The 25019-nt window shown below is 70.1% G+C and carries 20 protein-coding genes; 10 read left to right on the plus strand and 10 right to left on the minus strand.

Features of this window, described 5'->3' with window-relative positions; translation table 11 throughout:
- The first annotated feature begins 88 nt into the window (after positions 1-88).
- Positions 89-1300: an oxygenase MpaB family protein gene (locus ACFY36_RS08725; RefSeq protein ID WP_499745311.1), complete on the plus strand. Its 1212-nt coding sequence runs from the start codon at positions 89-91 to the stop codon at positions 1298-1300.
- Here the strand turns inward: ACFY36_RS08725 and ACFY36_RS08730 are convergent.
- On the minus strand, positions 1297-2448 hold the full coding sequence (locus tag ACFY36_RS08730) for a TetR/AcrR family transcriptional regulator (protein ID WP_499745312.1): 1152 nt from the start codon (positions 2446-2448) through the stop codon (positions 1297-1299). The genes ACFY36_RS08725 and ACFY36_RS08730 overlap by 4 nt on opposite strands.
- 78 nt (positions 2449-2526) lie before the next feature.
- Here ACFY36_RS08730 and ACFY36_RS08735 point away from each other — a divergent pair, with 78 nt between their 5' ends.
- Positions 2527-3180: a Bax inhibitor-1/YccA family protein gene (locus ACFY36_RS08735; RefSeq protein ID WP_499745313.1), complete on the plus strand. Its 654-nt coding sequence runs from the start codon at positions 2527-2529 to the stop codon at positions 3178-3180.
- Between the two features lie 20 nt (positions 3181-3200).
- The gene (locus ACFY36_RS08740) at positions 3201-3569 is read left to right on the plus strand and encodes a VOC family protein (RefSeq protein ID WP_499745314.1); all 369 of its coding nucleotides are present in this window, start codon (positions 3201-3203) and stop codon (positions 3567-3569) included.
- On the opposite strand, the gene ACFY36_RS08745 is transcribed toward ACFY36_RS08740, so the two are convergent.
- A complete protein-coding gene (locus tag ACFY36_RS08745; protein WP_499745315.1) occupies positions 3566-4033 on the minus strand; it encodes an SMI1/KNR4 family protein in 468 nt (155 codons plus the stop codon). The two genes, ACFY36_RS08740 and ACFY36_RS08745, sit on opposite strands and share 4 nt — an antisense overlap.
- Positions 4030-5118 (minus strand): DUF3500 domain-containing protein, encoded by a 1089-nt coding sequence (locus ACFY36_RS08750; RefSeq protein ID WP_499745316.1) that lies wholly within the window; start codon positions 5116-5118, stop codon positions 4030-4032. The genes ACFY36_RS08745 and ACFY36_RS08750 overlap by 4 nt, the downstream gene beginning before the upstream one ends.
- 30 nt (positions 5119-5148) lie before the next feature.
- On the opposite strand from ACFY36_RS08750, the gene ACFY36_RS08755 reads away from it, so the two are divergent.
- A complete protein-coding gene (locus ACFY36_RS08755; RefSeq protein WP_499745317.1) occupies positions 5149-5469 on the plus strand; it encodes a putative quinol monooxygenase in 321 nt (106 codons plus the stop codon).
- Here the strand turns inward: ACFY36_RS08755 and ACFY36_RS08760 are convergent.
- The 4 genes from ACFY36_RS08760 to ACFY36_RS08775 form a co-directional block, all read right to left on the minus strand.
- Positions 5444-5992 carry a GrpB family protein gene (locus tag ACFY36_RS08760; RefSeq protein ID WP_499745318.1) on the minus strand — a complete coding sequence of 183 codons (549 nt, stop codon included), beginning with the start codon at positions 5990-5992 and terminating at the stop codon, positions 5444-5446. The genes ACFY36_RS08755 and ACFY36_RS08760 overlap by 26 nt on opposite strands.
- 259 nt (positions 5993-6251) lie before the next feature.
- Positions 6252-6680: a hypothetical protein gene (locus ACFY36_RS08765; RefSeq protein ID WP_499745319.1), complete on the minus strand. Its 429-nt coding sequence runs from the start codon at positions 6678-6680 to the stop codon at positions 6252-6254.
- 32 nt (positions 6681-6712) lie between these two features.
- On the minus strand, positions 6713-7303 hold the full coding sequence (locus tag ACFY36_RS08770; RefSeq protein WP_499745320.1) for a winged helix-turn-helix domain-containing protein: 591 nt from the start codon (positions 7301-7303) through the stop codon (positions 6713-6715).
- A gap of 70 nt (positions 7304-7373) precedes the next feature.
- Positions 7374-9551: a beta-galactosidase gene (locus ACFY36_RS08775; RefSeq protein WP_499745321.1), complete on the minus strand. Its 2178-nt coding sequence runs from the start codon at positions 9549-9551 to the stop codon at positions 7374-7376.
- 162 nt (positions 9552-9713) lie between these two features.
- Here ACFY36_RS08775 and ACFY36_RS08780 point away from each other — a divergent pair, with 162 nt between their 5' ends.
- From ACFY36_RS08780 to ACFY36_RS08805, 6 genes are all read left to right on the plus strand, one after another.
- The gene (locus ACFY36_RS08780; RefSeq protein ID WP_499745322.1) at positions 9714-11015 is read left to right on the plus strand and encodes an ABC transporter substrate-binding protein; all 1302 of its coding nucleotides are present in this window, start codon (positions 9714-9716) and stop codon (positions 11013-11015) included.
- A gap of 44 nt (positions 11016-11059) precedes the next feature.
- Positions 11060-11959 (plus strand): carbohydrate ABC transporter permease, encoded by a 900-nt coding sequence (locus tag ACFY36_RS08785; protein ID WP_499745323.1) that lies wholly within the window; start codon positions 11060-11062, stop codon positions 11957-11959.
- Positions 11960-11961: 2 nt separating this feature from the next.
- Entirely contained in the window at positions 11962-12861 is a 900-nt protein-coding gene (locus ACFY36_RS08790) for a carbohydrate ABC transporter permease (protein ID WP_499745324.1), read from the plus strand.
- Between the two features lie 14 nt (positions 12862-12875).
- Positions 12876-13895 carry a LacI family DNA-binding transcriptional regulator gene (locus ACFY36_RS08795; protein ID WP_499745325.1) on the plus strand — a complete coding sequence of 340 codons (1020 nt, stop codon included), beginning with the start codon at positions 12876-12878 and terminating at the stop codon, positions 13893-13895.
- A 315-nt stretch (positions 13896-14210) separates the two neighbouring features.
- Positions 14211-15317 (plus strand): glycoside hydrolase family 53 protein, encoded by a 1107-nt coding sequence (locus tag ACFY36_RS08800; protein ID WP_499745326.1) that lies wholly within the window; start codon positions 14211-14213, stop codon positions 15315-15317.
- Between the two features lie 117 nt (positions 15318-15434).
- Positions 15435-16847 (plus strand): NAD(P)/FAD-dependent oxidoreductase, encoded by a 1413-nt coding sequence (locus tag ACFY36_RS08805; RefSeq protein ID WP_499745327.1) that lies wholly within the window; start codon positions 15435-15437, stop codon positions 16845-16847.
- On the opposite strand, the gene ACFY36_RS08810 is transcribed toward ACFY36_RS08805, so the two are convergent.
- From ACFY36_RS08810 to ACFY36_RS08820, 3 genes are all read right to left on the minus strand, one after another.
- Positions 16848-17645 carry an ATP-binding protein gene (locus tag ACFY36_RS08810; protein WP_499745328.1) on the minus strand — a complete coding sequence of 266 codons (798 nt, stop codon included), beginning with the start codon at positions 17643-17645 and terminating at the stop codon, positions 16848-16850. It abuts the gene before it with no gap.
- Positions 17646-17805: 160 nt separating this feature from the next.
- Positions 17806-22587, minus strand: coding sequence for a PDDEXK-like endonuclease domain-containing protein (locus ACFY36_RS08815; protein ID WP_499745329.1), 4782 nt, complete (start codon positions 22585-22587; stop codon positions 17806-17808).
- 248 nt (positions 22588-22835) lie between these two features.
- A complete protein-coding gene (locus ACFY36_RS08820; protein ID WP_499745330.1) occupies positions 22836-25013 on the minus strand; it encodes an MMPL family transporter in 2178 nt (725 codons plus the stop codon).
- Positions 25014-25019 lie beyond the last annotated feature (6 nt).

A 25019-nucleotide genomic window follows, 5' to 3' on the forward strand; every position in this document is an offset into this window, starting at 1 on the left:
CGCTATGTTAACGGGAAATCACACATCGATGAACGTCGAAGCAAGATCGTGACATGTGGTGGAGCCCTCGCTGGAAAGAGGTAAGCGAATGCAGAATCTCAGCAGAAGACGCGTCCTGACCCTCGGCGCCGCCCTGGGCCTGGCGGGGGCGGCCGCACCGTCCACGGCGTGGGCCTGGTCGTCGGCCGGCTCGATCGCCGCGACCGACACGGTGAGTGACCCCTGGGGCGTTTGGGACGACGCCACCGACCCGCTGGTCGCCTCGCTCTTACGCAACGGGCAGATCCCGGCCGTCAACACCGCCTTCGATTCCTTCATCCGCAACGGCGACCCGATCCCGGCCAGTCTGCCCGCCGACCTGACCACGTGGCTGCAGCAGCACAACACCCTGCCGTCCTGGGCCGACCAGGCCAAACTCAGCCGCGCGGCCCAGTTCAACCAGCGCGCCAGCATGTATCTGTTCCTGCTCTACGGGCTCGGCAGCGGCATCATGAGCACCGTGATCCCGCGGGAGGCGCGCAACGTCTACTGGTCGGAGGGCGGCTCCGACATGAAGGCGCGGGCGGCCAAGACCTTCACCTACGGTTACGACCTGAACGCCGTCGACGCCTTCCAGCCGAGCGGCCACTTCATCACCACGTCGAACAAGACGAGATTGACCCATGCGGCGGTACGGCACCTCTTGCCCCAATCCGCGAAATGGCGGGCGGTCACCGACGACCAGGACTTCATCCCGATCAGCAACGGCGACATCCTGATCACCTTCCACAGCCTGGGCACGTTCGTCCGCGGCAAGATGAAGAGCTGGGGCATCCGGATCTCGGCCGCCGAGGACGCCGCCTTCCTGCACCAGTGGCAGGTGGCGCTGCATCTGCTGGGCGTACGGGACGACTTCATCCCGGCCACATGGGCCGCGGCGGAGCAGCAGTCGGCGTACGCGCTGACCCCGCTCCTGGCCGCCACCCCCGAGGGCATCAACCTGGCCGACATCCTGCTCGGCCTCACCTCACAGGTCGACCTGGGCGTCACCCGGGGCTTCCAGCGCGAGTTCGCCCGCTACCTGCTCAGCGACCGCATCGGCGACTGGCTGCGCCTGCCCCGCGACTACGCCTCGCGCGCGGTGATCGAGGTCGGCTGGCCGGCGTACGTGGCCTTCCGCGAGGGCCTGTCCCCCATCATCCCGAGCGGCTTCTCCATGTTCGACCGGTTCGTCCGCGGCCTGGCCATGCTGTTCCTCAACAACGGCACCTCAGCCACGTACACCCCGATCACCATCCCGACCGGAAACCGGCCCGGCTAAAGGGTCAAAGCCCCGGTGGCGAGAGCGGTGACGGCGTCCCGGTGGCCGGGTGTGTCCTCCCAGCGGAGGGCGCGCCCGGCCTCCACCACCACGCCGAAGCCCGCGTGCACCAGCAGGCGGGCCTGGCGCGCGTCGAGCTCGGGCCGGGCCGCCCGCAACTGCTGTTCCCACACCGCGATGTGCTCGCGCTGGGCCGCGATCAGGGGCCGCCGCAGGTCGTCCGGCAGGCCCCGGATCTCCGCCTCGGCCACGCTGTTGAGCGCGTTGTGCTCGAAGCTGTACGCCACATAGGTCCGCACCAGCGCGACGACGCTCGTGCGCGGGTCGGCCGTGTGGTCGAGGTTCCGGTCGACCGCCTGGCTCAGCAGGCCGGCGGCTTGCAGGCAGGCCGCCACCAGGATGTCGACCTTGCCGGGATAGTGCCGGTAGATCGCCGACGGGGCCAGCCCCACCGCCTGCGCGATCTGCCCGTTCGTGACGTTGGCGAACCCGTCCCGGGCGAACAGCGGAACCGCCGCCACCAGGATCTCCGCCCGCCTCGTCCGCGGAACCGGCGGCGCCGGCAACTCCACTGCTTCCGTGTTCCCCGGCCCGGCCTCCGGATCGGTCGCGGCCACCCGCAGCGCGGCCGCCAGCAGCAGCTCCTCCATGCGGCGCTGCGCGGTCGACGTGTGATGCATGGTGATCGACCCGATCGCCCCGAGCGCCGCCACCGCCCGCAGCCGCGGGTCGGGCAGCGGGAACTCGCGTCCCACGACCTCGGTCATCCGGTCGACCACGTGCCCGAACTTCACCCCGAGCTTCCGCCGGTCCTCCCGCTCCAGATAGCGGGCCTCCCACCGGTACAGCCCACCCGAGCCCCGGTGCGCCACCGTGACCCGGATCAGCGCCGTCAGCACCTCGGTCAGGCTCGCTCCCTCGGGCGCCTCGTCGACGGCCGCGGTCAGCCGGTCGGCCATGACGTCGGCACACTCGGCGAACAAGGCGTACTTGTTGGGAAAATGCCGATATAGCGCCGCGGCACTGATGCCGACTCCCGCCGCGATCTCCTCCATGGACGCCGCGTGGTAGCCCCGCTCGCTGAAGACCTGCCCCGCCGCCTCCACGATGAGCTGCTTGCGGTTACGCGGCCTCGTGGTCACAGCCATGGTGGCTAGTCAATCACAGCGCGGACCTCATCCCCGGCGAAGGGTTTCCGCGCGATCGAGCCGGTTCACAGTGGTGGCATGGATGAGACCTACGCCTACCGTCCGGCCGTGACCGCCGCATCCGGCCGAACCCTGTTCGCCCAGACGATGGGCTACGTCGCCGCCACCACCGCGCTTTTCGCCCTCGGCGCCTACCTGGGACGCAACCTGGCCGGCCTGGGCGCCTTCATCGCGTGGCTGGGCGCGTTCGCCGCCCTGATCGCCATGCAGTTCAGCGTGCGGAGGTCGCGACAGGCCACGGTCGCCCTGCTGGCCGCGTTCGGCCTGCTCATGGGCGTGGCGGTGGCCCCCACGATCGTCTACTACGCGACCACCGACCCCCAGGCCGTCTGGCAGGCCGGAGCGGCCACGGCGTTGTTCGTGGCCGGTTTCGGCGCCGCCGGCTACGCCACCCGCCGCGACCTGAGCGCCCTGGCCCGCATCTGCTTCTGGGCCCTGCTCGCCCTCATCGTCTTCGGCATCGTGCTGATCTTCATCAACATCCCGTACGGCTCGCTGATCTACTCGATCCTCGGCCTGGTCATCTTCGCCGGCTTCATCATGGTCGACTTCCAGCGCCTGCGCCGCTCCTCGGACGTCCAGGCCGCCCCACTGATGGCCGCCGCCATCTTCCTGGACATCCTGAACGTCTTCTTGTTCTTCCTGCGCATCTTCCGCGGCGGCAGCCGCTGACCGGGCCGTAAGGTGCTCCGATGAGAGCAGTCCAGATCGCTCAGCACGCCGACGACCTGCCGCGCGCGACCGCCTTCTACGCCGGCCTGCTCGGCGCGCCGCCCACCGCCACCTTCGACCCGCCCGGGCTGGTCTTCTTCGACCTGGAAGGGCAGCGCCTGCTGCTCGACCGCGGCGCCCCCTCGGCACTGCACTACTTCCTGGTCGACGATGTCGCCGCCACCGTCGAGCGCCTGCGCGCCGCCGGCACCCCGATCGAGACCGAGCCGCACGTCATCTTCACCCACCACGACGACCTGCTCGGACCGGCCGGCACCGAGGAGGTCCACGCCTTCGTCCGTGACACCGAGGGCAACCTCGTCGGCCTCGTCGAGCACCGCCCGATCTAGTCGTCCTCGAACTGTTCCTCGTCGACGAAGCCGGCCATGAACTCGGCGAACGTCTCCGCCACGCGGTGCGGGACGCGGTCCTCGCCGATGTAGGCGACCGCGGGCTCGCCCGGGGTGCTGTAGTCGAGCATGACCGTGTCGGGGCCGGCCGCGGCGGTCACGCCGATCACGACGCCGATGGGCGGGTAGCCCCACTCCTCGATGAGGTATGCCGACTGGGTGTCGGCGCCCTCGGGGTAGCCGATTCCCAGCAGCACGTCCATCTGGAAATGGTCGGCGGCCCAGGACGTACGGAAATCTGTGGGGTAGCAGTTCTTCGCCAGAACGCCGCCGTTGCGCAGGCGCAGCACGTCGACGTAGGCGGACGGCAGGCGACGGCCGAGCGTCTGCTCCGCGCGCCGGACCATGCCGTCGTCGACGGGTGGCCCGGTCCAGTCCGACGGGCCGGGCTCGAACGGGTTCAATGGTGGCTCCGCCGGTGGGCGGCCAGCACGTCGAGGCCGAAGTCGTTCGACGGGTCGCGCCACACGGAGTGGGCGTGGTTGGCGTCGCGCTGCGTGTTGTCCCACTCGATCAGCAGGCGCGGCCCCTGCACACGGTAATAGTGCGGTGCGCCCGGCGCCGTCGAGCCGGCCCAGGCGAAGTGCAATTCTTCGAGGTTGTACGCCGTGGGGACCGGCACACGCTCAAAGTAGGTCCCGACCAGTTTCTCGAGCAGGTCACGCTGCCCCGCCGACAGATCGGCGCCGGCGACGCCTTTGGGCTTCGCCGTGTACTCCAGCGCCTCGTGGTCCCGGTCCCCGTATCCGGCCGCGTCGTCGATGGCGTCGCTGGCCGCCCGCAGCTTCGCCCACTCGGCCGGATCGGCGAAGTCGGAACGCCAGATGCCGGCCAGCGGGATCACCCGGTCACCCTCGGCGATCGTGCTGCGGTTACCGGTCACCAGATCGGAGGGCGCCTTCGGTGACAGCAGGGCACGGTCGCCCAGCGACACCGCGAGTTCCCGGGCGAGGTCTTCGACGCGGCCGAGGGGCCGGTTGACCGCCCCGCCGAGCAGCGGCGACGTCGCCGGGTCGGCGCCCATGAAGCAGGGCGTGGCCGAGACCAGCTCCCCGTCGACGACCAGGTTGTTCAGCGACACGTGGTGCCCGCCGAACCGCCACCCCCAGACCCCCGAACCGGACGGTTCCCCGAAGACCCGCAGGTAGTACAGACCAGGATCCCGGCCGCGCTCACGGTCGAAGCGGGCCGTGAAGCCCTCGGTGTGGTCGAGGACGTTCTCCAGGCCGATGATCGTGGCCACCGTGACGTAGCCGGCCCGGGACAGCCCGGAGGCGACCAGCCGCATCGCCGCCCGCTGCTGGGCCGGACGCTGCTCGTGCAGGGTGAGCCCGCCGTGGTCGGTCGGCGTGTAGAACCAGCGCACCCGCTCCTGCCCGGCCATCGACGCGACCGCGGTCTCCCGCTGCGCGGCGTCGAGCCGGTCCAGCCACGACACCGCCGCCTCGGCCATCGCGGCGGCCACTTCGCGCCGGGAGGATTCAGTCATAGCCTCAATCTAAGACAGCGGGAGGCAACTATGACCACACCGACCGACGACCGTCGCGACCTGCTCACCGTGATCGCCTACATGAGGGCCGCACCGGGCAAGGAGGCCGAGCTCCGGGCCGCCCTCGAGGCCCTCATCGAGCCGACCAGCCAGGAGCCGGGCTACGTCAACTACGACCTTCATCAGAGTACGGAGGATCCGGCGGCCTTCTTCTTCTACGAGAACTGGGAGTCGGCCGGCCACCTCGACGCCCACCTGTCGACGCCCCACCTGGTCCACTTCGCCGAGATCATGGGCGGGCTCCTCGACGAGAACGGCCTGACCATCAATCGCGTGCGCCGGATCGCTTGATCGCCACAGCCCGGGCCTCAGCCGTCATCTCGGCGACCAGGGCGCTCTTGCCTTCGGTGTACGCGTCCCGGTCGTCCGCGAACCGGGCGGCAAGCTCCACTTTGAGTTCCTCATAGCGCCGAGCCACCTCCGGCCCGCTCCGCAGATAGTCCCGAAACGCCAGCACATCCCGAAACCGCTCCGACCCCACCGGCACAAGATGCAGATGATGAGTCCGCCGCCGCGGGTCCGGCTTGCAGAACCAGTGCATGACATCCGTCCGATACGGCGCATACAGATAGTCCAGCCCCGCCACCATCTCGATGCAGCCCCGGCTGGATTCGAGATCCCGCACTCCCACCATGATGTCGATGACGGGTTTGGCCTTCAGCCCCGGAACCGCCGTGCTGCCGACGTGGTGCAACCCTCCCACCACGTGCTCCCCCAGCACTTCGACAAGGGCCGCAACTTCTTTCTCGAACAGCCCCACCCAGGCAGGGTCATAGTCCTCGAGCCGAACCCGCTCATCACCGTCTTTCGCCATGCCCCCACCCTGCCCCACCCCCGCCGGCCCAGCAGTACTCAAAGCCAGCGCCAAGCACGAGGAGCAGTGATGACGAAGCCCACCACCTGGCGTGACGTCAAGGCCAAGGCCCGCGCGATCGACCGCACCTGGGACAGCGACGAGCGGGTGGCCCGCCGGCATCCAGCTCAAGGTGGCCTGACCGCCGAGTCGAAACTCGCGTTGAGGTTCAGGGCCGGCGACGGCAATCACCGCCGCCGGCAACAGGGACGGTGTGATCTCAGAACTGATTCATCTGGTCGAGGACCTTCTCGGCGACGTCGATGATCTCCTCGACCTTCGGTATGTCGCGCTCGACCTCGTCCGAGCGCACGACGGGCACGTCCAAGGACGGATATTCGACCTGGTTGCGGCGGCGGCGGAGACGGTCGAACGGACGGAGCACCGCGCCCAGCGGCGGGTCGAGCTGGGAGGAGACCGCGTCGCGGACCGCTATGTGACCGCCTTTGCTGGTGGCCCGCATGCCCTGGTTCTCCAGGACCGCGGCCAGTGCCTTCCGCGCGGCGTCATACAGAAGTTGGTAGGCGCCGGCCGGGTCGGTCGCCGTGATGGCGGTCGCGGAAGCCAGGTGGCGGCGCGACTGCGTCAGAAGAGCGTCGGCATGATCTCGGCTCGCGGGCACCCGCTCGAGCTCGCCTCGCGCGAGCATACCTTCGATGGCCGGACGGCCCTGGTCCCATCTCACGCCGGCCGCCCTTCCTCGATGAGGGGATAGAGCGGATGGGAGCGCACCGAGGTCAGGAATGGATCGTCGGTCGCCGACTGCCAGTTCGTCGCCGAGACACGATGGACGTTGACCTCACGACCGAGACGGCCCTCGGCGGCCCGGGCCGCGTCGGCGAGGTCGTCGTCGTCGACGTCGCCAACCACGAGCACGTCCACGTCGCGCGGAGGCGGGCCGGGCCGGCCGGCGTGGCGCGCCGCCCACGATCCGTAGATGTAGGCCGCGTCGACGCCGGTGAGCGGTGAGAGCAAGTCGGCCAGCACCGCCACCGGGCCGTAGGTCAACGCGAGCAGCTCGGTCAGTGACCTGGCGAGTAAATTGTCGGTGTCCGCGCGCAGGAGGCGCAGGTTGCCCCTGCGCTCCTGCCGGACGAGGCCGGCTTCGGTGAGGCGGTCGGCCTCCCGGCTGACGGTGGACTGCGACGCTTGCAACCGTTGAGCCAGGTCGGAGACCGAGTAGCTCTCCTCCGGGTGCAGATAGATCCACGCCAGCAGCTCACCGAGCAGCGGCGAGCGGAGCAACGGCAGCAACTGCGATCGCGCTTGCACATCCTGCATAGTAGCTTGCATGATCTGCAAGTTTCCAGCTCAGGACAAGTAAATCAAGCCCACCAATGGGTTACTCGTGCCAGACAGAACGGCTGAAAAGGGTCACCTCGTCGATGGACAGCAGTTGGGTCTCGGCGGCCACGAGGCGGTCTCGCGCGTCCGGCGGCAACGACACGGTTGAGCCGGCGGCCAAAGGCAGGATGTGCAAGGTCAGGGTGGCGCCCGGGTGCCAGCCCAGGTCCTCCAGGTTGGCCAGCCACGCGGAGCCGTCCCAGAAGCGGTCGGTGGCCACCCGGCCGTCCACACGGAGCTGGGCCACGTCGCCCGACCACGCGATGCGCAGGAACCAGTCGGCGCCCGGCGGGATCTCCAGGCGGTACACCGCGGCCAGCTCGTCGAAGATCTCCGCCGCCGGGGCCGACTGGCGGCCGTCGAACTTCTCGTAGGCGACGGGCACGGTGCTGGACGGGGCGCGTACGGCCGAAAGGGTCAAGGAACTTGTGATCGAAGCGCCCCCGGAATGACGCAGCGGGAGGGCGGTGAAGCCGGCGGCGGCCGGGTCGTAGACGCGCACCGAGGGCTGGGCGGCCGTGGTCAGCGCCTCGACCCGGCCGTCGGGGCCCCAGCGGAGCTCGTCGTCCGACAGCAGCAGGCGGTCGCCGTTCACCCACACCGACGCGGCCAGGGCGGCCGGCAGCACGAGCAGGTCGAGGGTGCCCAAGTGGATCGGCGACAGGGACGGTGTCGCCGTGGCGACGACGCCGCCGGCCGAGTACGAGAAGGGCACGCCCGCGGTCTCCTGCAGCACCAGCGTCGGAGTGTCGCCCGGCAGGACGGTCAGGGCCGACGCCGTCGCCCAGTCGAGAGGGCCGTGGCGCAGCGGCCAGCGGGCCAGGGTGCCGGGCGGGATGTCCACCGGGGAGGCCGGCAGCACCAGCGAGTCGACCTGGAACTGGGCGTCGCGGTAGGCCGGCAGCGGGAGGTGCGGCTGGTGCCAGGCCAGGAACAGGAAGCCCGACGTGCCGTCGCTGCGCAGCGCGAAGCGCATCGTCGTCGAGTCCTCGACGCCGGACGGGCGGATCGCGGGCAGGGTGGACGGCATGTCGGCCAGCGACGCGCCGAACGCGGCCAGGAACGCGTGCTGGTGGCGCAGCTCGGCCGACGACGCGGACAGCAGGCCGGCCTCGCCGATCGGGGCGTGGAAGTCGTAGCCGAGCGACGGCATGTCGTTGGGATAGCCGGTCGCGTGTGACTCCTGCGCTCCCGCGAACGGGTTCGTGCCGCCGGCGTACATGTAATAGCCCTGCCAGGCCGAACCGTTGCCGATCTTGCAATGGGCCACGGCCGCGATGTCCAGGGCCGACGGGCGGGGGCGCCGGTGATAGGCCGTGGCCATGCCTCCGCCGAGCTCGCATGTCGCGGGCGGAAACCAGGGCGAGGGTGTACGGGGCCGGGCCGCACCCAGGTCGGGACGGCGCAGGTCGGCGCCGATGCCCGGGTCGTCCCAGACGTGCGAGAAGAAGTAGTGGTCGCGGAACGTCGGGTCCCAGGGCGCGTCCGCGTCCACCCAGAAGCCGTCGCCGTAGCCGCCGTAGAGCGGCAGCACCTCTTCCGCCGGCAGATCGGCGCCACCCCACGCGGTCGCCGTCCAGAGCGGCGCCGACATCCCGGCGTCGCGGGCCAGCTTCTTCAGCGTGACCAGGTGCCCGGGCTGGTCGTAGAGCTCGTTCTCGATCTGGATGCCGAGCAGCTCGGCGGCACCCACCTCGGCGCCGAGCTGAGCGAACCAGTCCCGCACGAGCGCCAGATATGCGGGGTCGTCGGTCCGATGCCGCACCGGCGCCGCCTGCACCCAGTCCGGTAGACCCCCATTGCGGCTCTCCCCGTGTACCCACGGCCCGATCCGCAGCACGACGTCAAGTCCCGCCGCCCGACATTCCGCGACAAATGCCGCGACGTCCAAATTGCCGGAGAACGACGCGGTGCGCGAGGTGGGCGCGTGGTGCAACCAGAAGACGTACGAGGCAACGACCGTGACCCCACCCGCCCGCATCTGCCGCAGCCGTGACGCCCAGCGTGACCGGGGCACCCGGCTGTAGTGCAACTCCCCCGACACCGGGATCACCGGCACGCCGTCCCGCAGCAAGGAGCGGCTGGTCAGCGACACTCCCGGCCGCCGGTCCACCGAGTTGCTCATCCGCGGCCGCCGCAGAGGCGATGACCAGGGCTGGTGTGCGACGAACAGCACGGCGACTCCTCAGTTCTGTAACCGGTCACAGCCGGGTGAGCACGCACGATACCTCGGATTAACGGGATGGAATCAAGCCCTTGACATCCGCGCAACGGAGCAGCACTGTAACCGGTCACAGGGCCAGCGCAGTGATGCGCGTCCCATTCGAGGAGGACCCCCGTGAAGAAGACACACCTGCTCGCCGGGGCATTGGCCGCGGCGCTTCTGATGACCAGCGCGTGCAGTTCCGGCGACGACGAGCCCGCGCAAAAGGACGAGAAGGTCTCGCTCACCTACTGGAGCTGGGCCCCGAACATGGACAAGGTCGTCGAGGGCTGGAACTCGACGCACCCGAACATCCAGGTCACCGTCAACAAGCAGGACGGTGGCGACCCGGCCGTGGCCAAGCTGCTCACCGCCATCAAGGCCGGCAGCGGCGCCCCCGACGTCATGCAGGCCGAATACCAGAAGATCCCCACCCTGGTCTCGGCCGACGCCCTGGCCGACATCTCCAAGGAGGCCGGCGACCTCAAGAGCAAGTTCCCCGAGGGCGCCTGGACCAGCGTCACCCTCGGCTCCGAGGCCCTCTACGGCGTCCCCCAGGACTCCGGCCCGATGATGTTCTATTACCGCGCCGACGTCTTCGACAAGCTGAAGATCAAAACCCCCACGACCTGGGAGGAGTACGCCGCCGCGGCGCGCACGATCCACAAGGCGAACGGCAAGCAGTTCCTCGGCACGTTCTCCTCGAACGACCCGGGCTGGTTCGCCGGCCTCTCCCAGCAGGCCGGGGCCAGCTGGTGGGGCGTGAACGGCGACTCCTGGAGCGTGGCCATCAACGACGCCACCACGACGAAGGTCGCGAACTACTGGGGTGGCCTCGTGCAGGAGGGCGTCATCGACAACAAGCCGATGTACACGCCCGAGTGGAACGCCGCCCTCAACGACGGCAGCCAGGTCGGCTGGCTGTCCGCGGTCTGGGGCCCGGGCGTGCTCGAAGGCAACGCCGCCTCGACCAAGGGCAAGTGGAAGGTCGCCCAGCTCCCGCAGTGGGACCCGGCCTCGCCCGCCACCGGCAACTGGGGCGGCTCGGCCACCAGCGTCACCTCCCAGAGCAAGCACAAGGCCCAGGCGGCCGAATTCGTCAAGTGGCTCAACAGCGACCCGGCCGCGATCAAGCTGCTGGCCGGCACGGCCAACGTCTACCCGGCCAGCGTCGACTCGAGCGCCGCGCTGACCGAGCCGCCGGCGTTCTTCAGCAACCAGCCCGACTTCTACGCGGTGGCGGCCGAAGCCAGCAAGATCACCAAGCCGTTCACGTACGGGCCGAACGTCAACGTCGCCTACTCGTCCTACAACGACGCGTTCGGCAAGGCGGCCGAGTCCAAGAAGGCCGCCGGGTTCGCCGGCGCGCTGACCACGATGCAGCAGGCCACCGTGGACGACCTCAAGAACACCGGTTTCAAGGTCGCCGGTCAGTGAGACGCCGGGGCTCCCCGGGGCCCCGGCTTGTCCAAGGAGTGGCAATGAACCGCAAATCTGGCGCGCCTTATCTCTTCCTCACCCCCGCGTTGGTCCTCTTCGGCCTCTTCCTCGCGGCGCCGATCCTGTACGCGGGCTATCTGAGCCTCCGCCGTGTCAAGGTGAGCGGTCTCGGCCTGGGCGCCGGCTCGCGCACCGAGATCTGGGCCGGTCTGGAGAACTACACGCGTTCCCTGACCGACCCGGAGTTCCTGCCGAGCGTGCTGCGCGTGGGGGCGTACGGCCTGATCGTCGTTCCCTGCATGCTCGGCCTGGCCCTGGTCATGGCGCTGCTGCTCGACGCCGGCCGGACGCGCGTGGGCACCTTCGCCCGGACGGCGATCTTCCTGCCGTACGCGGTTCCGGCCGTCATCGCCTCGCTGCTGTGGGGCTTCCTCTACCTGCCGCGGGTGAGCCCGATCGTCGACGTGCTCGACAAGGTCGGCATCACCGCGCCCGACGCGCTGAGCTCCTCGTGGGTGCTGTACTCGGTGGCCAACATCGCGATCTGGGGCGGCACCGGCTTCAACATGATCGTGCTCTACACCGCGCTGCGCTCCATCCCGACCGAGCTGTTCGAGGCGGCCCGCATCGACGGGGCCAGCGACATCGCGATCGCCCTGCGCATCAAGATCCCGATCATCGGGCCGTCGCTGGTGATGACCACGCTGTTCTCGCTCATCGCCACGTTGCAGGTCTTCGCCGAGCCGATGACGCTGCGCCCGCTGAGCAACACCATCTCGACCACCTGGACCCCGCTGATGAAGGTCTACCGGGACGCCTTCGTGCGCAACGACATCTACGCCGCGGCGGCCACCTCGGTGATCATCGCGCTCGCCACGTTCGTGATCTCCTACGGCTTTCTCAAGCTCGTCGGCTCGCGCGCCTTCAGTCAGGAGAGCTGACCATGGCTGTCACCACCGTCCCCGTGGCCCCCGTCAAGACCGAGGCCGGCGCCGCGCCCCGGGTGCAGCGCAATCGCCGTACGAGCCCGACCGCCACCATCCTGCTGCTGCTCGGCGCGGCGTACTGCCTGATGCCGGTCCTTTGGGTCCTGGTCGCCTCGACCAAGAGCGCGAGCGAGCTGTTCAACACGTTCACGTTCATGCCGAGCACCCACCTGTTCGACAACATCGAGTTCCTCAGCAGCTACCGCGACGGCCTCTACTGGCGCTGGATGGCCAACTCGGCGCTGTTCGCCGGCGTCGGCGCGGCCGCCTCCACGCTGGTCTCGGCGATGGCCGGCTTCGCCCTGGCCAAGTACGACTTCCGCGGCAAGGCGCTCGTCTTCAACCTGGTCCTGGCCGGGGTGCTGGTGCCGGCGGTCATCCTGGCCGTACCGCAATACCTGCTGCTGGCCAAGGTCGGCATGACGAACACCTACTGGTCCGTGCTCCTGCCCAGCATGATTTCCCCGTACGGCATCTATCTGTGCCGGATCTTCGCCGCCGCCACCGTGCCCGACGAAGTCCTCGAAGCCGCCCGGATGGACGGCGCCGGCGACTGGCGGTCCTTCGTCCGGGTGGTGCTGCCGATGATGCGGGCCGGGCTGGTGACCGTCTTCCTCTTCCAGTTCGTGGCCATCTGGAACAACTACATGCTGCCCTTCATCATGCTCGGCGACGACAAGCTCTTCCCGGTCACCGTGGGCCTGAGCGGCCTGCTCAACCAGGGTGCGACCCAGCCCGCCATGTACACGTCGGTGGTCACCGGCGCGCTGCTGTCGGTGGTGCCGCTCGTGGCGCTCTTCCTGGGCCTTCAACGCTACTGGCGCGTCGACCTCGGCGCGGGCGCGGTCAAGGCGTAGCTATGATCCCCAACGTGCCGACCCGCAAACGGCCCACCATTCGCGACGTCGCTCGCGAGGCCGGGGTCTCCTACGCCACCGTCTCCCGCGTGCTCAACGGCCGCGACTGGGTCAGCCCCGACGCGGCCCAGGCGGTGCGCGACGCGATCGCCCGCACCGGATATACGGCCAACCCGCACGCCCGCTCGCTGGCCACCGGCAAATCGGGCTCGATCGCCTTCCTGCTCACCGAGCCGCAGCACCTGCTCTTCGACGACCCGAATTTCTCGGTGCTGCTGCGCGGGGTCGCCCAGGCGCTGTCCGACCGCGAGCTCACCCTGATCCTCATGATCGCCTCGACCCCGGAGGAACGCGCCCGCACGATCGCCTATCTGTCCGGCGGCCACGTCGACGGCGTCCTGCTGGTCTCCCCGCACTCGGGCGATCCGCTGCTGAGCCAGCTGGTCCGGGCCGAGGTGCCGATCGTGGCCTGCGGCCGGGTCCTCGGCTACGAACAGGTGATCAGCTCGGTGATGGCCGACGACCGCAACGGCGGCCGCTCCGCGGTCGAGCACCTGATCGCGGCCGGCCGCACCCGCATCGCCACGATCACCGGCCCGCAGGACACGGCCGGCGGCGTCGACCGCCTCCAGGGCTATCACGACGCCCTGATCAGCCACGGCGTGACGATCGAGCCGGCACGCATCGCCCACGGCGACTGGAGCCGCGAGAGCGGCGCCGCCGCCATGCGCCAACTGCTGTCACTGGCCCCGGACCTGGACGCCGTCTTCGCCGCCTCCGACGCCATGGCCGACGGCGCCCTGCGCGTCCTGCGCGAGGCCGGCCGCGACGTCCCCGGCGACGTCCGCGTGGTCGGCTTCGACGACTCGGGCCTGGCCGCCACCACCGAGCCCCCGCTCACCACGGTCCGCCACCCCTTGGACCGCGTGGCCGACGAAATGGTCCGACTGCTCACCGACGTCATCGCCGGCCGCACTCCCCTGTCCATCACCGTGCCGACCACCCTGGTCATCCGCGCCTCATCACCCGCCTGACCACCCTGGTCATCCGCGCCTCATCACCCGCCTGACCACCCTGGTCATCCGCGCCTCATCACCGGCCTTCCACCGCCGACGGCCAGCCTGACCACAGCCGGCCAGCCTGACCACAGCCGGCGGCCAGCCTGGCAATCGCCCCGACGGCCAGCCTGACGCTCGCCTCGGCGCCGCCCCCTTCGCCCGCCCGACTTTTCTGACTTTTCCAGTTATTTCGGCTCCACCGGGCGCTCCCCCGCCCACCGCTCCACGGCACCGATCCGGCGTCCCTTCCAGGGCGCCGGCCCGTCCCCCTTCGTCGTGAAGGAGCGATAGATGAAACCGTCCCCGCGCGCTGTGGTGATCGCCGCCGTCCTGGCGATCATCGCAACGCTCACCCCCGCACCGGCCCAGGCCGCCAACACCCTCACCATGCTGGGCGCCGATGTGTCGTCGCTGCAGCGCACGCTCGACCTCGGCGGCAAGTACTACAACTCGGCCGGCGCCGCCGCCGATCCGTACGACATCCTGAAGTCGGCCGGCGCCAACTACGCCCGCCTGCGCATCTGGAACAACCCGGCCAGCGGCTACAACAACAAGGCCAAGGTCCTCCAGCAGGCCAAGTCGATCAAGGCCAAGGGCCTCAAGCTGCTGATCGACTTCCACTATTCGGACACCTGGGCCGACCCCGGCAAGCAATATCCGCCGGCGGCGTGGGCCTCGCACAGCCTCACCCAGCTCCAGTCCGACGTCTACAACTACACGTACGACGTCTGCACCGCCCTCAAGGCGCAGGGCACCACCCCGGACAGCGTCCAGGTCGGCAACGAGATCAACGTCGGCATGCTGTGGCCACGCGGCCAGGTGGTCTCCAACAACTTCGCGCCGCTGGCCTCATTGCTCAAGCAGGGCTACAACGCGGTGAAGGCCTGCAACAGCGCCACCCAGGTCTGGATCCACACGGCCGACGCCGACAGCATGGCCAACGCCCGCTGGTTCTACGACGGCATCAAAGCTCAGGGCGTCACCTGGGACGTCACCGCGCTGTCGTATTACTGCATGTGGCACGGCACCCTGGCCAACCTCTACAACGTCATCACCGACGTCCGCACCCGTTACGGCAAGCCGGTCGTGATCGCCGAGACGGCCTACCAGTTCACCACCGCCGACGCCGACAGCGAGAAGAACTCGATCCCGGGCACGGTGCTCTGTGACAACATCCCGGCGTCGTGGGCCGGGCAGGCGCAGCAGTTCACCTGGGTGCAGAACACGGCCCGGAACGCGGGCGCCGTGGGCGTCTTCTATTGGGAGCCGACCTGGTACGCCATCAAGGGCAACGGATGGGACCCCGCCAACATCAACGGTACCGGAGACGGGTGGGACAACATGGCCATTTTCGACTGGAGCGGCCGGGTTAATCCCTCGCTGCGCTGGGCAAGCTGATGATCAGTGCCCGGCGCGCAGTTTGCGCCGGGCGCTCCACAGTGTCGGTTCTCACGGCATACTGAGCCTGTTCAGGGTGCTCTACTAGACGAGTCACCGAGCACCGAGGGAGTGTCAATGCAGCGGCATCGGGTGGCAGTGATCGGCGCCGGCTTCGGGGGTCTTTTCGCGATCAAGGCGCTGCGCAATGCCAACGTCGACATCACGCTCATCAACGGCACCGCGTACCACTTGTTCCAGCCTTTGCTCTACCAAGTGGCCACCGGCGTCCTGTCCGAGGGAGAGATCGCACCGCCGATCCGCGAGGTTCTGCGGGGCCAGGACAACGTCGACGTGAAGCTCGGCTGGGCCGAGAGCGTCGACACCGAAAACAAGGTCATCTCCGTGGCCGGCCCCGGCATCGACTACACGGTCGAGTACGACTCGTTGATCGTCGCCGCCGGCGCCTCGCAGTCGTACTTCGGAAATGATCATTTCTCGGACAACGCGCCGGGCATGAAGAGCATCGACGACGCGCTCGAGCTGCGTGCCAAGATCTTCGGCGCCTTCGAGATCGCCGATCTCCAGACCGACGACGAGGCCAAGGAGCGCTGGCTGACCTTCGTGGTCGTCGGCGCCGGCCCGACCGGTGTCGAGATGGCCGGTCAGATCGCCGAGCTGGCCCACCGCAACCTGCCGGGGCAGTACAAGCACATCGACCCGCGCCGGGCCCGGATCATCCTGATCGACGCGGTGGGCGCGGTGCTGAACACGTTCGGCGACCACCTGTCGACGCGGGCCCTGGCCCAGCTGCACAAGATGGGCGTCGAGGTCGAGCTGAACACCAAGGTGGTCAACGTCGACCGCACCGGCATCGAGGTCGAGTCGGAGCGCGGTCACCAGCGCATCCCGTCGATGACGAAGGTGTGGGCGGCCGGTGTGTCCGCTCCCCCGCTGGCCCGCAAGATCGCGGCGTCCACGGGGGCCGAGGTCGACCGGGCCGGGCGCATCATGGTCAACCCCGATCTGACGGTCCCGGGTCACCCGGAGATCTTCGTGCTGGGCGACATGATGAACCTGAACGACCCGTCGACCGGGCGCCCGCTGCCCGGTGTCGCCCAGGTCGCCATCCAGGGCGGCAAGTACGCCGGTCAGACCATCAAGGGCCGGCTGCGGCGCAAGCCCCCGGGCGAGCCGTTCAAATACTTCGACAAGGGCAGCATGGCGACGATCTCGCGGTTCTCCGCGGTCGCCAGCATCGGCAGCAAGATCCGCCTGTCGGGCTTCCTGGCCTGGGTGATGTGGCTCGTCGTGCACGTGTTCTACCTGGTCGGTTTCAAGAACAGGTTCACCACGGTGGTGCACTGGGCGGTCAGCTTCCTGGGCCGCGGCCGGTCCGAGCGGGTGGCCACCGAGCAGCAGGCCTTCGCGAGAAAGGCCATGCACGAGTACGGCAACCCGTTCGAACGGGCCCGCCTGGCCGAGGAGCCGCCCGTCGATGAGGTGTCGACGACGCAGGTGGAACCGGAAAAGGTCACGGCCAAGCGATAGTCACGAGGGGAAGACGGTCGCCCAGACCATCTTCCCCTCCGCTGTCGGCAGGGCTCCCCACGCCGCCGAGGCCGCCTGGACGGTCCGCAGCCCCTGGCCGCGGGCGTTCCACAGGTCGCCCGGCGGCTCTTTCGGTATCGGGAGCAGGGTGGGCAGGCGCGGGTCGCGGTCGTTGACGACCAGGTGCACACCTTCGTCGCGGCGCAGGACGACGACCACGATCGGCGTGCGGGCGTGTTCGACCGCGTTGCCGGCGAGCTCGCTCATCACGAGCCGGGCCGGATAGAGCACGCCGGGCGGCAGGTGCCAGGCCGCGCAGGCCTCGGTGACCAGGTTCCGGGCCAGGGCCGGGGTGTCCGGATCGGGCGGCAGGGCCAGGCGCCGCTGGTCGGTGTGCGGGCGGGCGGCGGTCACGGCGGCGCGGGCCCGGCCCTGGTCGGCGTAGGTGGGCAGGTAGTACGCGGCGCCGAGTCGTTCCAGGCGGTCGGCGAGCACGCCGGTGGGCGGCGCGCAGGCCACCACGTGCACGGGCGGGTCCATGGCGTCGGCCACCCGGCGGGCCGTGATCCAGGTGAGGGCGCTGGCCGCGTGCGGGTCGTCGAGATCGCAGAGGTCGATGATCACCGCGCCGGGGTGCCCGCCCAGTGATCTCTTGAGGGCCAGGAACGCGTCCCGGCTCAGCGACCGGCCCCACGATCCCCGCACGGTCACGGTGGTGACAACGTTGTCGACGTCCGCCGTGACCGCTACTCGGCCTTCTCGGACCGGGCGGCGGGCGAACGGGTGGCGTCTAAGCATGACCGCCTGCACCGAGCGGCAGTTCGCGGAACGTGACGACGGCCTCGCAGGCGAGGGCCAGAAGGGCATGCTGAGGTCGGCTCTGCATGACCGGCCAACGACGCGTGTACATGAACGGGCACGCCTACCCGGCGAAGAGATCACCATGCGCGAATACCGGCTATTCACTCGTTAGTGGTACGTCCTCGTCGGAGTGAACCGGCGGCAGCAGTTCGCCGGAAATCGTCCGGTATGGCGTGGGCGCCGCCAGCTGTTCGACGCCGACCGGGTCGGCCAGGGCCCGTTCGATGGCCAGCCGCAACCGCTCCTTCTCGGCCTCGGGATCCTGATACCAGGCCACCGACCAGACGCGGTGCACGTGCCAGCCGAGCTCGCGCAGCTCCTCGTCGCGCAGGCGGTCGCGCTCGCGGGCCGACGGGACCCGGGCGTACTCGGGGCCGTCGAACTCGATGCCGAGCGCGAAGACGTCCTTCTCCTCGCCCGGATGCAGCACGGCCAGGGGGATCCAGTGACCGGCGGCGCCGACCTGACGGCGTACCCGATGACCCCACTCGACCAGCGCGGCCGACACCGTGTCCTCGAACGGCGACGCGCCCTCGCGATCGGAGATGTCGCGCCCGAGCGTGGCGGCGGACCTCTCGGCGTACTCCAAATAGGCCTTGAGATGACGCACGCTCTCGTTGCCCATGTCCGGCACGTCGCCCGAGCGGATCGAGGAGACGACCTCGATGCGGCGTGAGGCGCGGGTGATGGCCACGTTGAGGCGGCGCCAGCCCATCGGGCGGTTGAGCGCGCCGAAGTTCGTGCTGATCTTGTCGTTCTCGTCGTAGCCGTAGCCGACGGACAGGATGATCACGTCGCGGACGTCGCCCTGCACCGCTTCCAGGCTCTTCACGAAGAAGCCGGTGAGCCGGTCGTCGTCGGTGAAGAAGTGCTCCAGGTCGGGTCGTTCGGCCACCGCCCGGCGCACGGCGTCGTCGATCGCGTCGGCCTGCGCCACCGACAGCGTCACCACGCCGCAGGTCTGGCCGGGACGGGTCGTGTAGTGGTGCAGCACCCGCTCGGCCACCGCGTCCGCCTCGATCGGGTTGTCCGAGGTGGTCTGCCGCCGGTAGACGCCGTCCACCAGGTACATCTCGACGCCGTGGTCCGGCTCCTGCGGATAGGCCCGGGTCAGGCTGACCAGCCGGCCGTGATAGTAGGCGAGGTCGGCGAAGGCGAACAGCGCCTCGTGGCTGCTGCGGTGGTGCCACGTCAGGTGCAGCACCGGGAAGGTGTCGCGGGCCAGCTCGAGGATGGACGGGAAGTCGTCGACGTCGTCCTCGACCCGGTCGTAGTACGAGGTGGGCGGCAGTTGCTGGTGATCGCCGGAGACCACCAGCGCGTCGCCGCGGTAGATGCAGTTGATGGCGTCGGCCGTGGTCACCTGCGACGCCTCGTCGAGGATGACCATGTCGAACTCCATCTCGGGCGGCAGATAGCGGCTGACCGCGAGCGGCGACATGAGCAGGCAGGGCTTGAGCGCCTGCACCGAGTGGCGGGCCTGGGCCAGCAGCTCCTGCACGGCCAGGTGGCCGCTCTGCTTGTTGCCCTCGCGCCGCAGGATGCCGGGCTCGCCGGTGGCCGACGACGACGGGCGGCGGGCCTCCACGGCGTAGACGATGTCGGCCAGCGCGGCCGCGGTCAGCTCGTTGTCGAGCAGCCGGAACACCTCGACGATGTGCGCGCGCTCCTCGGCCGACGACGGGTGCAGCCCGGGGTCGTCCCGGATCACGGCGTCGGCCCAACCCCGCAACAGAGCTCTTTCCAGTACGGGCCACACGTGCTCGACCGAGATGTCCTCGCCGGCGCAGTACGCGAGGGCGCCCTCCAGCCCGTGCTCGACCAGCACGCTCCGCGCGTCCTCGTGGCGGAACCACTCGTGCTGCCCCTCGGTGTCGTGCAGCAGCTCGACCAGCAGGTCACGCGCGTTGTCGTAGTCGCCCAGCCGCTCGACCAGCTCGCCGTGCCGGGCCGGGCCGAACGCGTCGAGCACCTGGCCGCGGGCCGACTCCCAGCCGGCCACCGCGGCCGGCAGGCCCTCGGTCGGGTGGGCCTCCATCAGGGAGTGGGCCTGAGCGGGGCTGAGCGGGGCGTCCTCGCCGGTGAGCACGCGCCGGGCGTGCGCGGTCCACGCGACGATCTCGTTCATCACCTCGTCGTCGGTCTTGGTGCCGCGGTAGACCGAGCCCAGCACGGCCGCGTGGGCGGCGGCGTCGGCCCAGATCGCCGTCTCGGCGTCGGTGGCCTTCTGCCGCTGGGCGGCGATCTCACGGGCCTCGGTCAGGGTGAGGTCGCGGCCGGTGGGCACGCTGTAGGCGCGGATCATCTCGGCCGCCGCGTGCAGCGGGGCGATGTGCGCGCGCAGCCAGGTGACGGCGTCGGCGATCGGCCCCTCCCCCAGCTCGGGGCGGGGCGCGCGGGCGGGTGCGGCGCGCAGGGTCGTACGGAATCGGGTGAACTCGTCCCTGGCCTCGCCGACGATGCGCAGCAGGGCGCTGTTCGGGCGGGGCGCGCAGACGTGCACGGTCACCGCGGGCAGCGCGTCGGCCGGCACCTCACGGATGACCTCGTCCGCGTTGTGCAGGGCGTGCTGGATGGCCGCGAAGTCGGTGTCGCGGCCGTTCCAGTGCCGTCCCAGGATCTCGGCGTGCTCGGCCTCGACGTCGGCCAGCTCGGCCAGGGCCTGCTTCCAGGCGGCGGCGTCCTCGACGTTGGCGATCGCCTCGGCCGGCTTGACCTCGGGCCGGGCCGCCTCGACGGCGGCGTCCTTGGCCCGGCGATAGGGCCGCAGCAGCTTGCGCGGGCCGCGGTGCCGGGTGAGCCGGTCGGCGATCTCGGTGACCGGCTCGTTGAGCACCTCCTCACTGAAGTGCAGCCGGGCCTGGGCCTCGGTCTCGGCGACCGCCTCGACGGCCAGCCGCAGAGCCCGGACGGCGGCGTGCGCCTTGGCCATGCCGCCGGGCTCGAACCAGGCCGCCTCCGGCTTGTGCTCCCGGCCGATCAGGTCGGCGATGGTGATGACGCGGGCCGAGTCGGGGAAGGTGACCACGTTGGGCAGGCCGAGCCGGGCGGTGACCCGGTCCATGCTCTCGTGCCGGCCCTCCAGGCGGTCGGCCTCCTCGGCGAACTTGTTGGCCAGGTGGTCGGCCTGGGCGGCGTTGAGCGGGCCCAGGTCGACGGCCTCGGGCACCAGCTCGGAGAGGTCCGGCACGCCGGTCAGCTCCTCGGCCGACGGCAGCTCGGCCCACGGGATGCCGCCGTAGCGCAGCGCGGCCAGGTGGTGGGTGAGGTCGGTGGCCGCCTTCTGCACCGGGGCCAGGCTCTCGATGGTGAGCCATTCCTCCTCGACCTTGGGCGGCCGCTTGGCGGCGTGCCCGGCGAGGGCGGCGAGCTTGGCCGCGCCGGCCGGCTCGTGCAGGTCGAACGCGTCGGCCAGGGTGGAGTTGGCGATGACCGCCTCGGCCAGCTTGGTCAGCGAGGTGAGGGCCTGGCGCAGCCGCCCGTCGAGCGGCTCGCGGTCGATGGCCTCGCGCCACAGGTAGCTCTCGCTGCTCACCCGCCCGAGCCGGGCCACGGCGTCGCGGATGCGGTAGAGCGACTCGGCGGTCAGGTCCTGCGGGTTGATGGTGGCGACCGGCGCGGCCGGCGCGCCGAGCAACCGCGTGCAGACGCCCAGCACGTCGAACAGGCTCCGGCCGAGCGGCTGACGAACGCGGTTCAAGGCTTCGGCGTACGCGCTGAGGCGCTCCCGCCGCTCCCGGACCGCCCGCCGGTCTATCGGGTCCATGGTCGCCAGCGCCGGCGGATCGGTCTCCAGCGAGGCGGCCAGGGCGGTGGCCACCTCACGCCGGCCGACCAGGTTGCTGTGCAGGGCGAGCAGATAGTTGCCGAGCCCGGCGCCGGTGAGGCGGCGCTGCACGGTGTCGAGCGCGGCCGCCTTCTCGGAGACGACGAGAACGCGCTTGCCGGCGTGCAGCAGCCCGCCGACGATGTTGGCGATGGTCTGCGACTTGCCGGTGCCGGGCGGCCCGTCGAGCACGAAGCTGCGCCCGGCCAGGGCGGCGGCGACGGCCACCCGCTGGGAGGCGTCGGCGTCGAGCAGCAGCGGCGTGTCCTCGGGCGGCGCGACCTGATCGATCTTCTCCGGCGCGATCGGCTCGAAGGCGAACGCCCGGTCGGCGTCATGGGTGGCGAGGGCCCGCACGACGGGGTGCTCGACGATGTGCGGCTCGTTCTCGTAGAGGTCGTAGTACATCGCCTCGCGGTGCACGCTGAGACAAGCCAGCACCACGGTCTCGTCGGCGTACCACCCACGCCGCTCACCGATGGCCACGTCGACCTTGGCCCAGAGCACGGTCACATCGAGCTCGGCCAGCGAATTGATCTCGGGGATCTCGATGTCGAGGTCGGCCATCCGGATCACGAGGGCCGGATTGACGATCGGATCCTCGGGCCGGGCGACCAGCTTGGGCCCGGTGGGGTCGATCTCGACCGGGATCAAGAGAATGGGGCTTTCGTACGGCGACCCGTCGTCGTCCGACCAGTGCATCATGCCGACGCCGAGGTAGAGCGGTGACACGCCACGGTCCTGAAGTTCGGCCCGGGAACGCCGGTAGAACCGGTGCAGAAGAGCGCCGAGCACCTCGTCGGGCAGATCGGTGCGCAGAACATGCGCCGACCCGTCGTTCTCGAAGGCGTAGCCGCCGCCCTCCTGGAGAACTTTGACGATCGCCTTGGGCGAGGGCCCACTGATCTCGACGGAGGCCGAAGCGATCCGGGCGAAGTTGAGAAGCGGGTTGGCGCCGGTCAGGTCGACCAGCCCTTCGCGCCAGGTCTCCAGCGCGCCGCGGACCTCGGCACCGGGTAACCCGCTCGCTTCAACTTCAGACTCCGGCCACATGCCCTCAATTCCAGCAACCGAACGGCTGTCACGCTGGTCATTTGGCCGCTTACTTCCGGATATTTACGATATCGCCCTCATCCGGCCCTCGCCTTAGACCGCCGATCTCGGCCCGCGCGCCTCGGATCCGCCGATCTTCAGCCTGAGCCTTCGACCCGCCGATCGCCGGCCCCCGAGCATGCGGCGTCGTCTGCCTCGCCTCACGACCCCGAACGGCGCCCGCCGGGTGGGCGGGCGCCGGGTCGGTGTCAGGACGGGGTGAGGGCCTGCTCCTCGTCTCGCTTCGTGGGGGTTTCCCGTTCCAAGGCGGCGCCCTCCACGTCGACCACCGGGAGCCAGCCCAGCCAGCGCGGCAGCCACCACGCCGAGCGGCCCAGCAAGGCGATGGCGGCCGGTACCAGGATCATGCGGACCACGATGGCGTCGAACAGGATGCCTATGGCCAGGGCGAACGCGATCGGCTTGATCGTGTCGTTGCCCTCGGGGACGAAGCCGGCGAAGACCGAGAACATGATTGTCGCCGCTGCCACCACCACGGGGGCCGCCTGCTTGAAACCTGTCACCACCGCGTCGCGGGGGGAGGCGCCGTGTGCGTGGGCCTCGTGCATTCGTGACACCAGGAAGACCTGGTAGTCCATGGCCAGGCCGAACAGGATGCCCACGATGATGATCGGGGCCAGGCTCAGCAGCGGGCCGGTGGTCTGGGCGTTCACCAGGCCGGACAGCCAGCCCCACTGGAAGACCGCGACCGTCGCGCCCAGCGCCGAGCCGATGGTCAGCAGGAAGCCCAGGACGCCTACGACCGGGACCAGCAGTGAGCGGAAGACCAGCACCAGCAGGATGAAGGCCAGGCCCACGACCAGGATCAGGTAGCGCGGCAGGGCCTCGTCGAGCTTTTGCGACACGTCGATGCTGACCGCTGTCGTGCCGGTGACGTAGACCTTGGCGTCGGGGCCGTCGGCCACGTCGTCGCGGATGGCGTGGACCAGGTCGATCGTGGCCGTGTCCTCCGGGCCCGAGGCCGGGATGATGGTGATCAGGGCCGCGTTGCCGGCCTGGTTGGGCTGGGGCGGGGCCACCACCGCGACGCCGGGGAGCGATTGCACCTTCTGCTGGACCGTGGCGGCGTACGACGAAGAACCCTGACCGTCGACCAGGACCAGCAGCGGGCCGGCGAAGCCGGCGCCGAAACGCTCGGCGATGATGGCGTCGGCCTTGGCCGCGCTGCTGCCGTCGGGTGACTTCTGGATGAGCGTGGTGCGCAGCGAGAAGAACGGGATCGAGACGACCGCCAGCGCCGCCACCGCCAGCACCAGGCTGATCACCCGCTTGCCGGTGACCAGGGCGGCCCAGCCGCGGAAGAAGCCGCGGTCGCGCACCGGCGCCGCGGCCGGGTTGGAGCGGGCCTTCTTCGGCAGCGCCCGCATGCCGAGGGCGCCCAGGATCGCCGGGAGCAGGGTGATCGCGACGAGCACGGCGACCACGATGGTGGCCGCGGCGGCCAGGCCCATCTCGGTGAGGAACGGGATGCCGGCGACCGACAGGCCGGCCAGCGCGATCACCACGGTCAGGCCGGCCGTGACCACCGCCGATCCGGCCGTGCCGACCGCCAGCGCCGCCGCCTCGGCCGGTGGCAGGCCGCGCCTGAGCTCCTGCCGATGCCGGGTGACGATGAACAGGGCGTAGTCGATGCCGACGGCCAGGCCCAGCATGATGGCGAGGATCGGGGTGGTCGACTGCAGGTCGACGAAACCGGTCAGGGTGGTGATGCCGAGCGCGCCGATGGCCACGCCGACCAGCGCGGTCAGCAGGTTCATACCGGCGAGGACCAGGGAGCCGTACGTCACCGCGAGCACCACCAGCGCGACCACGACACCGAGGATCTCGCCCGTGCCGCCGATGTCGGCCCCGGACTCCTGCGTGGCGTCGCCGCGCGCCTCGACGGCCAGGCCGCCCGCGCGGGCCTCGTCGACCACCGCGGTCAGCGCCTCACGCTCCTCGGGGGTGATCTCCGAGTTCTGCACGCCGTAGCTCACGGTGCTGTACGCCGTGCTCTGGTCGCGCGAGACGGTCGGCGACTTCGGGTCGAGCGGGTTGCTGGCCGCGAGCACGCCCGGCAGCTTGCCCAGCTTCTCGACCGTGGCCGCGACCTTGGCCGCGTTGGCCTGGTCGGTGATCTTGCCGCCGCCGGGGGCCTCGAACACCACCTGGGCCGACGCGCCGGCCGAGGCGGCGCCGAACCGCTCGCGGAGCAGCTTGAGCGCGACCGTCGACTCCTGGCCGGGGATCTCGAACGTGTTCACGGTCTTGCCGGACAGTGTCGCCGCGCCCACGCCGAGGGCGATCAGCGCCGCCAGCCAGACGACCATGACTATGGCCTTGTGTCGTACCGAGCCCAGTCCCAGGCGATGCAGCAACGTTGCCATTAGCGA

The sequence above is a fragment of the Actinoplanes sp. NPDC000266 genome, assembly GCF_042899005.1.
GTDB lineage: Bacteria > Actinomycetota > Actinomycetes > Mycobacteriales > Micromonosporaceae > Actinoplanes.